Origin of the sequence: Marinobacter vinifirmus (genome assembly GCF_002258215.1) — a bacterium.
Taxonomy (GTDB): Bacteria; Pseudomonadota; Gammaproteobacteria; order Pseudomonadales; family Oleiphilaceae; genus Marinobacter; species Marinobacter vinifirmus.
Window position 1 is genome coordinate 213,060 of the sequence record NZ_NEFY01000005.1, and the last position, 12,833, is coordinate 225,892.

8 protein-coding genes and 1 pseudogene are annotated in these 12,833 nt (G+C 61.8%); 7 read left to right on the forward strand and 2 right to left on the reverse strand.

Going from position 1 to position 12,833, the window contains the following annotated elements:
* The first annotated feature begins 10 nt into the window (after positions 1 to 10).
* From rapA to B9Q17_RS08820, 4 genes are all read left to right on the forward strand, one after another.
* Entirely contained in the window at positions 11 to 2,875 is a 2,865-nt protein-coding gene (gene rapA / locus B9Q17_RS08805; protein ID WP_094624921.1) for an RNA polymerase-associated protein RapA, read from the forward strand.
* A 140-nt stretch (positions 2,876 to 3,015) separates the two neighbouring features.
* A complete protein-coding gene (locus tag B9Q17_RS08810) occupies positions 3,016 to 5,463 on the forward strand; it encodes an acyl-CoA dehydrogenase (protein WP_094624923.1) in 2,448 nt (815 codons plus the stop codon).
* A 14-nt stretch (positions 5,464 to 5,477) separates the two neighbouring features.
* Positions 5,478 to 5,858, forward strand: coding sequence for a fluoride efflux transporter CrcB (gene crcB, locus B9Q17_RS08815; protein ID WP_094624925.1), 381 nt, complete (start codon positions 5,478 to 5,480; stop codon positions 5,856 to 5,858).
* A gap of 263 nt (positions 5,859 to 6,121) precedes the next feature.
* Entirely contained in the window at positions 6,122 to 6,328 is a 207-nt protein-coding gene (locus tag B9Q17_RS08820; RefSeq protein ID WP_008939715.1) for a cold-shock protein, read from the forward strand.
* A 73-nt stretch (positions 6,329 to 6,401) separates the two neighbouring features.
* Here the strand turns inward: B9Q17_RS08820 and B9Q17_RS08825 are convergent, their stop codons facing one another.
* Entirely contained in the window at positions 6,402 to 7,205 is an 804-nt protein-coding gene (locus B9Q17_RS08825) for a dienelactone hydrolase family protein (RefSeq protein WP_094624926.1), read from the reverse strand.
* 191 nt (positions 7,206 to 7,396) lie between these two features.
* On the opposite strand from B9Q17_RS08825, the gene B9Q17_RS08830 reads away from it, so the two are divergent.
* The 3 genes and pseudogenes from B9Q17_RS08830 to B9Q17_RS08835 all read left to right on the forward strand — a co-directional run.
* A complete protein-coding gene (locus tag B9Q17_RS08830; RefSeq protein WP_094624928.1) occupies positions 7,397 to 8,008 on the forward strand; it encodes a Yip1 family protein in 612 nt (203 codons plus the stop codon).
* Between the two features lie 17 nt (positions 8,009 to 8,025).
* On the forward strand, positions 8,026 to 8,439 hold the full coding sequence (locus B9Q17_RS18370; RefSeq protein WP_244177350.1) for a cation-transporting P-type ATPase: 414 nt from the start codon (positions 8,026 to 8,028) through the stop codon (positions 8,437 to 8,439).
* Positions 8,440 to 8,463: 24 nt separating this feature from the next.
* Positions 8,464 to 10,341, forward strand: a pseudogene (locus B9Q17_RS08835) (cation-translocating P-type ATPase); the annotation flags it as partial.
* A gap of 66 nt (positions 10,342 to 10,407) precedes the next feature.
* On the opposite strand, the gene B9Q17_RS08840 reads toward B9Q17_RS08835, so the two are convergent.
* Positions 10,408 to 12,828, reverse strand: a complete 2,421-nt coding sequence (locus B9Q17_RS08840) for a phosphoketolase Xfp (protein ID WP_094624929.1) — start codon at positions 12,826 to 12,828, stop codon at positions 10,408 to 10,410.
* Between the last annotated feature and the right edge of the window lie 5 nt (positions 12,829 to 12,833).

A 12,833-nucleotide genomic window follows, 5' to 3' on the forward strand; every position in this document is an offset into this window, starting at 1 on the left:
CGGAGGTTTCTTGGAAACATCGGAATTTGTCATTGGTCAGCGTTGGGTAAGCCACAGCGATACCGCTTTGGGTCTGGGAATTGTTACCGACATTTCCGGGCGCAGGGTCACATTGGGCTTTCCCGCGGCCGATGAGGAGCGCACCTACGCCATCGATAATGCTCCCCTGTCGAGGATTGTGTACCAGATGGGTGAGGAAATAGAGACTTTCGAAGGCGAGAAATACATTGTGCGCGCCGTGGAGGACCTGAACGGCGTTCTGCTGTACCACGCCGACGATGGCGAAAATATCCACCAGGTTTCGGAAGTGAAGCTGGCCGGTTCGGTGAATTTTTCTGCCCCGCACCAGCGCCTGTTTGCCGGCCAGTTCGACCGTAACGGAGCCTTCCGGTTGCGGGTGTCGACCCTGGAACACATGGATCGCCTGCGGGCCTCGCCGGCCCAGGGGCTGATTGGCGCCCGTACCCAGCATTTGCCGCACCAGCTCTATATTGCCCACGAAGTGGCCCGCCGCCACGCGCCCCGGGTACTGCTGGCCGATGAGGTGGGCCTGGGCAAAACCATCGAAGCCGGCCTGATCCTGCATTACCAGCTGCACACCGGCCGCGCCCGCCGGGCCCTGATTGTGGTGCCGGATTCGCTGATTCACCAGTGGCTGGTGGAAATGCTGCGCCGCTTCAACCTGCGTTTTTCCATCGTCGACCAGGGCCGCTACGACGACCTCAAGGCACAGGAAGATGATGTCGATGCCCTGGTAAACCACATCTTCGGTGACGACGATGACGGTGTTAACCCGTTCGAGGCGGACCAGCTGGTGCTGTGCAGCCTGGACTTCCTGGTGCGCAGCGAAAAGGCCAGGAACCATGCCCTCGCCGCCGGCTGGGACCTGATGGTAGTGGATGAAGCGCACCACCTGGCCTGGTCGCCGGAGCAGGCCAGCCCCGAGTATGAAGTGGTGGAAAGCCTGTCTGGGGCCAGCAAGGGCTTGCTGTTGCTGACGGCCACCCCGGAACAGGTCGGGATTGCCAGTCACTTTGCCCGGCTGCGCCTGCTGGACCCGGCCCGGTTCCATAACCTGGACACTTTCCGGCAGGAAGAGCAGCAGTATGAGCGTATCAACCAGGTGGTGCGGCGGCTTCAGGAAAACCCGGACACCATCGCCGAGGACGACAAGGCCGCCTTGTCTGACTGGCTTGGCAGTGAACTGGACGAGTTGCTGGCCAGCGACAACGCCCATCATGCCGTGATTGATGCCCTGCTGGATCGCCACGGCACCGGCCGGGTACTGTTCCGCAATACCCGTGCGGCCATTCAGGGCTTCCCCGAACGCCAGCCGCTGCCGGAGCCGTTGCCGTGCCCGGAACTCTATGAAGAGGTGCGTCACGGCAAAACCGGCCTGGCGCCGGAGCAGTCGGCCCCGGAAGAGCAATGGCTGGCCGATGACCCCCGCGTGGCCTGGCTGGAAAAGAAACTGGCCAGCCTGCGCCCGGCCAAGGTGGTGGTCATCTGTGCCCGGGCCGACACCGCCATGGCGCTGGAACATTACCTGCAGCTGCGGGCCGGTATCCGCAGTGCTGCCTTTCATGAGCACCTGAGCCTGCTGGAGCGGGACCGGGCTGCCGCCTACTTCGCCGACACCGAGCAGGGCGCCCAGGCGCTGATCTGTTCCGAGATTGGCAGCGAGGGCCGCAACTTCCAGTTCGCCCATCACCTGGTGCTGTTTGACCTGCCGGAGAACCCGGACCTGCTGGAACAGCGCATTGGCCGGCTGGATCGCATTGGCCAGACCGAAGCCATCAGGATTCATATCCCTTACCTGCAGGGCACCAGCCAGGAGCTGCAGTACCGCTGGTTCCATGAAGGCCTGAACGCCTTTGCCGAGAGCTGCGCGGTGGGTGTCGCGGTGCACGAACACGTGGTGGACAACTGGCAGAAAGCCCTGGACGGTGATGACAGTGTCATCGAGCCGCTGCTGGCGGACAGCGCCGCAGAGACCCGGCGCCTGAAAACCTTGCTGCATAACGGCCGGGATGCCTTGATCGAGCTGAACTCCTGTCGCCGTGAAGAAGCCAATGCGCTGATCGCCGAGATCGAGAAAGAAGAGGGCTCTGCCCGGGTGCGGGATTACCTGGTGCAGGCGTTCGACATTCTGGGCGTTGATGTGGAAGACCACAGCGAACACGCCGACGTCCTCAAGCCCGGAGAGCAATACCAGGCCGGCCATGTGGCGGAATTGCCGGAAGACGGGCTGACCGTGACCTGGGAGCGGGAGCAGGCACTGCAGCGGGAAGACATGGCGTTCATGAGCTGGGAGCACCCGATCGTGACCGGGGTGATGGATTCGGTAACCAGTTCCGGCCTCGGCAAGGCGGCACTGGCCAACCTGTCGGTCAAGGCCCTGCCACCGGGCACCCTGCTGCTGGAAGCGGTGTTCGCCGTGCATTGTCCGGCCCCGGAAGCCCTGCAGCTGACCCGCTACCTGCCGGTTTCGCCGCTGCGCCTGGTGGTAGACGTCAACGGCCGGGATCTGTCCAAGGCCCTGCCCCATGACCGGCTGAACGAGCTGTGTTCCAACATCCGCCGCCGGACCGCCCAGGCCATCGTGCCCAAGGTCCGGGCAGAAGTGGAAACCATGGTGGACCATGCCGAGCGGCTGGCCGAACCGAACCTCGAACCACTGCAGGAAAAGGCGCTGGCGCAGGTGGAAGCGGGCTTTGTACCGGAAATCCGCCGCCTTGAAGCCCTGCAGAAAGTAAACCCGGCTATTCGCGATGAGGAAATCGACTTCCTGCGCAAACAGCTGGAAGCCGCCCGCGAGGCGGTGGGCCATGCCAGCCTGGCGCTGGAGGGAATCCGGGTGATTGTCACATCCTGAGGCCCCTAACTGTCTGAATCCGGTGTGTTATCTGGAATACAGGCATCTGTTAGGGTAAGTTGAACGTAACGAAGTGTTAGCGAAGTGGCTCCGGCTGCGTGCCGGAGGCTCTAATCCATGGAAGACAGAGAGAACTTGCGATGACTTTGATTCTGTTTCTGGTAGCACTGGCCGGCCTGCTGTTTGTGATGCGCCGGGAGTCCGGTGCCAAGCCGGCCATCGGCGTGATGCTGGTGGTGGGTGTGCTGTCCCTGTTTATGGCCTCCGGCTGGCTGACCCTGCTTCTGTTCCTGGGTGCGGCAGCCACGGCCGCTGCCGGTTTGCCCCAGTTCCGCATGAACTGGCTGACCCCCCGGGTGTTCGCCATGTTCAAGAAGGTGGCGCCGAAGGTTTCCGACACTGAAAAGGTGGCCCTGGAGGCTGGCACCGTAGGCTGGGACGGCGAGCTGTTCACCGGCCGCCCGGACTGGCACAACCTGCTGATCAACCGTCATACCGGCCTGAGCGATGAGGAACAGGCCTTTGTGGATAACCAGTGCACCCAGGCGATTTCCATGTGCAATGCCTGGGACCTGGCGGTAGAGCGGGCTGACCTGCCCAAGGAACTGTGGGATTTCCTGAAGCAGGAAAAATTCTTCGGCATGATCATTCCGAAGGAATACGGTGGCCTGGGTTTCTCGGCCAAGGCCCAGACGGCGGTACTGCAGAAACTGGCCGCCAATGAAATGCTGATGGTGACCGTGGGCGTGCCCAACTCCCTCGGCCCGGGCGAACTGCTGGTCAAATACGGCACCCAGGAGCAGAAAGACTATTATCTGCCGCGCCTGGCGGATGGCCGGGAAGTACCCTGTTTCGGCCTGACCGGCCCGCGCGCGGGCTCCGACGCCACCTCCCTGCCGGACACGGGTATCGTGTGCAAACAGGAAGTGGACGGCAAGGAAGTGTTGGGCATCCGCCTGAATTTCGAGAAGCGCTGGATTACCCTGGCGCCGGTGGCCACGGTGGTGGGCCTGGCGTTCCGGATGTTCGACCCGGATGGCCTGCTGGGCGAGACCAGGGATTATGGCATCACCTGTGCGCTGATTCCCCGGGACACCGATGGCATGGAAATCGGCCGTCGCCATTGCCCCATTGGCTCGCCGTTCATGAACGGCCCGATCAAGGGCAAGGACGTGTTCATTCCACTGGACTACATCATCGGTGGCCAGGAAATGGCCGGTCAGGGCTGGCGCATGCTGGTTGAGTGCCTGTCAGTTGGCCGTTGTATCACCCTGCCGTCCGGTGCTGCCGGTGCGGCTGCCTATGCCGTGGGCACGGCCGGTGGCTTCACCCGTATCCGTCGCCAGTTCAACACCCCGGTGGCAGAGATGGAAGGTGTCCAGGCCCCGCTGGCGCGGATTGCTGCCAAGACCTACATTGCCCAGTCTGCGGTCAACCATACCGCCAACATGATCGACCAGGGCGAAAAGCCGGCGGTGCCGTCGGCCATTCTCAAGTACCACCTGACCGAGTTCCAGCGTGACATCCTCACCGATGCCATGGATGTGCACGGCGGCAAGACGGTTACCCTGGGGCCGCGCAACTATCTGGGTATCGGTTACAGTGGTGCTGCGGTGTCGATCACCGTGGAAGGCGCGAATATCATGACCCGCAGCCTGATGATCTTCGGCCAGGGCGCCATTCGCTGCCATCCCTATGTACTCAAGGAACTGGCGGCCAAGGATAACGATGACATCAAGGCCTTCGATGAAGCCTTCTTCGGCCACGCCGGCCTGATCTTCGGCAACGCTGCCCGCGCTTTCACCCAGGCCCTGGGTATCGGCAAGGCGGACGTGCCGTTTGACAGCGCGTCGCGGCCCTATGCCCAGGCCCTTGCCCGCTTCAGTTCTGCCTTCGGCTTGTGTGCCGACGCGGCCATGACCACCCTTGGCGGAGAGCTGAAAATGCGTGAGCTGATTTCCGCGCGCCTCGGCGACATGCTGGCCAACCTGTACCTGGCCTCCATGGTGCTCAAGAACTGGTATGAAACCCAGCCGGTGGATGGCGAGAAGGAACTGATGCAATACAGCATGACCCTGCTGCTGCATCGTACCGAGAAAGCCCTGGACGAATTCCTGAAGAACCTGCCCAACCGGCCGGCCGCCATGGCGTTGCGGGCGGTAACCCTGCCGCTGGGCCGTCGCTGGGCTGAGCCGGGCGACGAGCTTACCCGCAAACTGGCCAACAGCATCAGCACGGATACGCCGGTGCGCAGCAAGCTGACAGAAAGTGCGTGGACAACGGCAAGTGAGGGTGATGTGGCCAATCCGCTGGCTCAGTACAACAGCCTGCTCAAGGACTATGGCAAGGCAGAGCAGTTGTACCGCAAAGCTACCAAGGCCTACGCCAAGGGCGAGTTGCCCATGACAGCCCTGCATCCGGAAGAACGGTTCGAGGCGGCCCTGGAAGCGGGTATTTTCAGCCAGGAAGAGGCCGATTTCATGCGCGAGTATGAGGCGCTGGTGCTGGAAATGCTGACCGTCGACGATTTCCCGTTCGACGAGTTCGCCCGCAACAAGGACACCCTCATTGACCACAATCCGGCCTGAAGCAGGCCGCTGATATGTGGCTGTCGGTAGTTGCTGTCAGTGTTGGCGCCGTGATCGGCGCCAACCTGCGTTGGGCCCTGAGCCTGTGGCTGAATGCCAGTTACCATGCCATTCCCTGGGGCACCCTGGTGGCCAACCTCAGTGGTGGCTGGCTGATCGGACTGCTGATGGGCTTCTTTACCCACAGCAGTTCGCTGGCTCCGGAGTGGCGGCTGTTCGCCGTAACGGGCCTGTGCGGTGCGCTGACGACCTTCTCGGCCTTTTCCCTGGAAATGTTTGCCGCCATGCAGGAAGGCAAGTGGGCGGTGGCCCTCACCGGCATCCTGGCCCACGTGATTGGTTCCATCCTGATGACCGCCCTGGGCTTCTGGACCTTCACCCTGTTCAGGGGATAAAGACGGTTGCGGATGACCGCTCCGGCCTTGGTATCACTACCTACATAAATTATTGAATTTACCCTTGGCAAGCCGGAAATTCAGGAGTAGAGTGAATCCTGAAGGAAAGATTAGCAAAGCAGTTCATGAATAAGACGTACCTCCGCAGTTAGTAGTGCCGTCCTGTTTTTGATTCCGCGAGTTCAGTTTTTCCGTAACACGCTGACCAGCACCAGAATGGTGTGTGGCAGCAGATAAAATGATTGATTTCAGGAAGTTTACGTATGTCTACTGTTACCGGTACTGTTAAGTTCTTCAACGAAGCAAAAGGCTTTGGCTTTATCACTCGTGAAGGCGGCCCGGACGTATTTGTTCACTACAGCGCCATCCAAGGCTCTGGTTTCAAGACCCTGGCCGAAGGTCAGCAGGTTGAGTTCACCGTAACTCAGGGCCAGAAAGGTCCTCAGGCGGAGAACGTTGTTGCCCTGTAATCCTTGAGGATTCAGTAACATCAAAAAAAGGCAGCCAAGGCTGCCTTTTTTTGTGCCTGCCCGGTTTGTCGGATCAGCTGCCGAACAGCTCCTGGTAGAACAGCAGGGTGCCATCCCAGGAACGGCGGGCGGCATCCTCGTCGTAGCCAACCGGCATACCGAACTTTTCGGCAAAGGCATCCGCACCCGGATTGGTGAAGGAGTGCTTGACCCCCGGGAAGCTCACCAGCGTCAGGTCCACCTCGGCATCCTGCATTTCCTGAACCAGGCCTGCCACCTGTTCTGAGGGCACCATCGGGTCGGCGCCGCCGGTATACACCTGTACCCGTGCGGTCACTTTGCCGGCTTCGGCCTGCAGAGGGCTGGCCAGGGCGCCGTGATAGCTCACCACGCCATCAAGGTCGACGCCCATCCGTGCCATATTGAGCACCACGGCACCGCCAAAGCAGTAGCCCTGGGCGGCAATCTTGTCAGCATCCACCGATTCGTGGTTCTGTAACAGCTCCTTTGCCTTGATAAAGCGGGCTTTTACCTGCTCCATATCCCGGGTGGCCTGTTTCATGAACTCCTGGGCGGTATCCGGATGCTCGGCCAGCTTGCCTTCGCCATACATGTCCAGGGCAAAGGCGGTGTAACCGGCGGCCGCCAGCTGTTCTGCCTGTTCCCGGACAAAGTCGTTGTGGCCCCACCATTCGTGTACCAGCAGGATTCCGGGCCTTTTGCCTTCGGCTTCATCATCCCAGGCCAGATAGCCGCTGAAGACCTGGCCATCGAGCGTGTATTCCACGGTCTCGGTGCGAAGCTCGGCCTGTGCGTTGAGGCTGGCAATGGCCAGGGTAAGGGCGGCGAGTGAGTGCTTGTTCAAACGTGGTTTCATGGCTGTTCCTGCTCCTGTTCATCAAGAACTAAAGGGTATGATAACGGCGGGCTTTGAACAAAATAGCATCAAAGCCGGCTTTTACCACCGGTATTCTTGACTATAGTTAAGTACAGGAACGGTTGTAAGTCTGAACTGGTTCAGGCGCCGTATATCCCCATACCAACAACAGCAACAATGCGGGGTGGTCTATGCTCCTGTCACATGCGTTCGGTCTCTTTACTCACCCTGACCAGGAGTGGGTATCCATCAGAAAGGAACACGAAAATCCAACCAGGCTCTATATCGCTTACATCGCCATTCTGGCGGCTATTGCTCCCATCTGCGCCTATATTTCAACAGCACACTTCGGCTGGTCTGTGGGTAGCGAGCGGCTGATCAAGCTTACGGAAATCAGTGCGGTTCAACTGAGTGTCCTGACCTACGTGGCAATGCTGGTGGGGGTGTTTGCCCTCGGCTATGCCATCAACTGGATGGCGAAGACTTACGGGGCCAAGGAAGAGCACGTGCCTTCCAATGGTATTGCCCTGGCGGCTTATTCCTGTACGCCCCTGTTCCTGGCGGGCTTTGCCCTGTTGTATCCGGTGCCCTGGTTCAACGCTGCGGTGTTCCTGGCTGCGGCCTGTTACGGCGCCTGGTTAATGTATGACGGTCTGCCCATTGTGATGGGCATCGAGAAAGAGCGTGCTGTGATGTACGGTGGCGCTTTGCTGACGGTCGCACTGGTGATCCTGGTGTCCACCCGCGTGGGCTCGGTAATCCTGTGGAACCTGGGGGTTGGTCCGGTCTTTATCAGCGGATAACCGGATGTCACCTGCGTTTGGATCGTTTACGGGAGCTTCGGCTCCCGTTTTTATTTGACCTGTGCCAATGGCAAAGGCCTGTGCCGGCCGCCGAGGCTCGTGAACGCCTGAAGGCCGAACATCCATTATCCAACGCCGAAGCTGCTGAACGCCTGGTCACCCTGGGCTACAACCGTTTGCCGGAAGCGGCCGCATCCGGCCCGCTTGCCCGCCCTGGCCGGCAACTGAAGAATTTCCTGATCTATGTGCTGATGACCGCGGTGGTGATTACCGGTGCCCTCGGCCACTGGGTCGATGCCGGCGTCATCCTGGCGGTGGTGGTCATCCAGACCCTGGTCGGCTTTCTGCAGGAGGGGCGGGCCGAACAGGCGCTGTCGGCTATCCGGCACATGCTGGCGCCGAAAGCCCGGGTTGTCCGGAACGATGGCTAGCACCAGGTGGATGCAGCAGAACTGGTGCCGGGCGATACCATTTTGCTGGAACCGGGTGACCGTGTACCGGCGGATATCCGCCTGGAAAAGTGCCACAACCTGAAAATTGAAGAAGCCATCCTGACCGGCGAATCCGAGGCGGTGGATAAAACCCCCGAGCCGGTCGAGGCCGAGGCTGCCCTGGGTGACCAGACCGGTATGGCCTTTTCCGGCACCATGGTGGCCACAGGAACCGGCCGGGGTGTGGTGGTGCGTACCGGCGCCAGTACCGAGATTGGCCGGATTTCCCGCCTTCTGGCCAGCACGACCACCCTGAAAACGCCCTTGCTGGAGCAGATGGACCGGTTTGCCCGGGTGTTGTCGATTATTGTCATCCTGACCGGGGTGGCGATTTTCTTCGGCGGCCTGGCGTTCAGCGGCCTGGAGTTCCGGGAGCTGTTCATGGCGGTGGTGGGGCTCACCGTTGCGGCCATTCCCGAGGGCCTGCCTGCGATTCTGACCATTACCCTGGCCATTGGTGTCCGCCAGATGGCTCGCCGCAAGGCCGTAGTCCGGCGTATGCCGGTCATTGAAACCCTGGGTGCGGTGTCGGTGATCTGTTCCGACAAGACCGGAACCCTGACCCGTAACGAAATGATGGTGACCGCCGCAGTGGCCGGTGGCCAGCGCTTCGATGTCACCGGCGAGGGCTACAGTTTTGAGGGTGCAGTTTGCCGCAACGATGCTCCGGTAGATGCCAGCCCGGCGCTGGCGGAAATGGCGCGGGCCGCGGCCCTGTGCAACGATGCCAGTATCAGCCTCCGGGATGGCCGGGCCGTGATTCATGGCGACCCCATGGAAGCCGCGCTGAAGGTGTTTGCCAGCAAGGCGGAGTTCGATGTAGAAGCCAGTGCCCGGGATTGGCCAAGGGTCGATGAAGTACCCTTTGATACCAATATCCGCTTTATGGCGACCCTGCACCATGATCATCATGGCCATGAGGTGGCCTACCTGAAAGGCGCGCCAGAGCGGATTCTGCGGATGTGTTCGCACCAGTTATCGGATAACGGTGAGCCGGTTGAACTTGACCACCCGGCATGGGACGGCATCATTGCCGGGATGGCGTCCGAAGGCCTGCGGGTGCTGGCGATTGCTCGCCGGCCCGTGACAGCCGGCAGCCGTGAGCTGGTTGTGGAAGAGCTGGAGCAGGGGGCTGAACTGCTGGGTGTGGTGGGCCTGCTGGACCCGCCCCGGCAGGAAGCCATCCGGGCGATTGAAGAATGCCACAGTGCCGGTATCCGGGTAAAAATGATCACCGGCGACCACGCCCTGACCGCCGGAGCCATCGCCCGAAAGCTTGGGTTGCGGAATACCGACAAGGTGCTCACCGGCAAGGACCTGGACGCCATGGACGAGCAACAGCTGCAGCAGGCGGCCGGTGAAGTGGATGTTTTCGCCCGCACCAGCCCAGAACACAAACTGAGGCTGGTGGCAGCCCTGCAGGCCCTGCATGGCGTGGTGGCTATGACCGGTGACGGGGTGAACGATGCCCCGGCCCTGAAGCGGGCGGATGTGGGTATCGCCATGGGCGTGAAAGGCTCGGAAGCGGCCCGGGAGGCTTCGTCGGTGGTCTTGCTGGACGACAACTTTGCCAGCATTGTGGCCGCCGTGCGGGAAGGCCGTACGGTCTACACCAATTTGCGCAAGGGCATTGCCTTCATGCTGCCGATTAACGGCGGCGAGTCGATCAGTCTGATCACGGCCTTGCTGCTGGGGCTGGCGCTGCCCATATCCGCCCTGCAGATTCTCTGGGTGAATATGGTGAGTTCGGTGGTGCTGGCCATGACCCTGGCTTTCGAACCGCCGGAGCCGGGCGTGATGGACCAGCCGCCGCGGCCACGGGACGAATCCCTGCTCCGGGGTTTTGTGGTCTGGCCGGTGTCGCGGTGTTGGTGCTGCTGGAGCTGGAAACGGCAATCCGCCGGCGCTTCAGGGCAGCCCGCGGGTAATCACGGAGGGGTCACCCCGGCCTTCCACGGCGGCCAGCTCGGCACTGGAGAGCCAGGCTCCGGGGGGCTTGTCCAACACCTCGGCGCAGGCTGCCAGGGTGTGGCCCCAGGAGCAGTGATTGGCAAACAGCATGCCGCTTTCGTTCAGGGTGCCGCCACGGTTGACGTAACCCAGCACCCGGGTGTGGGACGGCTGGGGGAACAGGTTGTGCAGATGGCCCCGGAATACTTCCGGGCGCATATGGGTGAGCGCAACCCGCCGCTGCAGGCGATGGGGGAACAACCGCTCCCGCTCGAATTCGTTCAGGCAGAAGGCGGCTTCGTGCGGGTCCCGGGGCTGGCGGAAGCGCCCGGGCTCCTGCAGGTACACCAGCCGGAACGCGGTGCCGGTTTCCCGCAGGCGCTCGCAGGCCCGGATGGCTTCAGACAGCTGGTAGGCCCCGCTGGCAATCAGCAGAATCGGTTCTTCTCCGGTGGAGGTGTCTTCGTCGACCACCAGCGCGCCGTGGCGGGCCAGGGTTTCTGCCTCACCGGCATTGAACACGCAGGGCCGCTCCCGCTTCGGGATCACCATGCAGCTGATCCGGCCCCGTTCAGTAAAGACCGAAGGCAGAACTGCGAGGGTGCTGTTGTAATCCGCCGGGAACAGAACCCGGGAAACATCGCTCATCTCGCCCAGCATGGCTTCGCAGAAGGTGGTGTCCTGGTGTGACTGTTCGTTCTTGCCGTTCTCCCAGGTGTGGGAAGTGGCTATCACCGGAAAGCCCAGCCAGCGGGCCGGCCGGCCCACTTCTTTCTGGTGCCGGGCGAAAATCAGCTCCTGGCGAATGGCGCCGAGCATTTTCACGCAGAAGGCTTCGTAGCTGGCGACCAGGTTCAGGCCGGCCTTGTTGGCCAGGCAGGCAGACACCACGGCCTCTTCATTCAGGGCGGTGATGACCTTGCCGTGGATCGATTCCTGGCGGCTTTCCGGGTCATTAACCCGGTGTTTCAGGTCAGCCAGGATACCGGTCAGGCGGTTACTAGCCAGTTCGTCAGGATTGCCCACCCGGGGGCGTAACCCGGGGTTGTCCTCCACCAGTGCCCGGAAGAATTCGTCGACGGCCGACATGGGCGAACTCTGGTTCTGGCCCCAGGGCAGGGCCGGTATGGAAGGTTCCGGCGGGTTACGGGTGGCCAGGGCGTGGTCCCGCTCCAGCGGGCGCTGTTGCAGGGCGTGTTCGTTCAGTTCGGCAACGGCTTGCTGGAGATGGGTCGGTTCAACCCACAGGGGCGCAATGTGCTCCTGGAACAGATCCCTGGCCCGGGTATCCAGCCGGGGGTTGCCCGGTAGTGGCAGGTTATGGGCGCTGTTCTGGCCGGCGCCGTAAAAGCCGAAGCCTTTGACGGTTTCAGCAATGCCGTAGGGAATCTGCACCGGATACGCGGTTTCGCCTTTTTTGGCTGCCTCGCCGTTGGCGGCCAGCGCGGTTTCCATCTCGTACAGGGCGCAGACAAAGGCAGCCGGGTCTTTGCCGTCAAAGCGGAAAGGCGCAAAGCCACGGGCTTCCAGGTGCTGTTCGAAGCGCTCCAGGCCTTCCCGGGTACCCAGTTCGGTGCGCTGTTCAATGCGGCGACCATTGGCGATCATCACCGGCAGCACCTGCCCGCAGTCTTCCGCCCGCCACCAGCGGGGTATCCAGTCACTGCCGCGCTGTTCTTCAGCGGCGCCGTCAGACAGGAAGGCGACCAGGGACTCATCGGGCAGCGGCATGTGCGCGTACTGCAGCTCAGCGAACCCCAGATAGCCGCCTTCAATAATGCCGCCGGCGGTGTGCGGATTAACGTGGCTGCCCAGGGGCGATGCCATGGAGCCATCGGGCTTTTGCCGGTAGCTGTAAAAATCCGAGGCCAGGCGGGACAGGCCGTCTGCGGCCTGGTACCGGGCTTTCTGTTCCGGGTGCAGGTTGCCGGTCAGAACGTTGATGGCGTCTACGGCAGCAACGCAGTGGCCCTGGCCCATCAGCCAGCTTCGGGTTTGTCCGGTCAGGTTGTTCAGGGCCAGGTAGGCGGCATAGGCCGGCACCATGTTGAGCGCGCCACCGGTATGGCCTTCCGGGGCGGTTTTGAAGTCCTTGGGTTGCAGCGGGGCACCGGTAATATCCACCCGGTTGCAGTAGGTCATGTGCACCACCAGCCACAGGCCGGCGCTGGTCAGCCGGTCCAGGGCGATCAGTTTGCGGTATACGCTGTCGGCGTCCGGCTGTTGGCCTGCTGCCACCAGTTTCTGTGCCAGCGCCTGTACCTGGCGAGCGGTGGTCTCAGAGTGCCGGATTATGCCATAGCCCTGTTGCCAGCACTGGAATACCGGGCTCGCCGCGGTCGCATCCGGCGTTGGAACCTGTTTGATGGGCGAAGACATAGTCG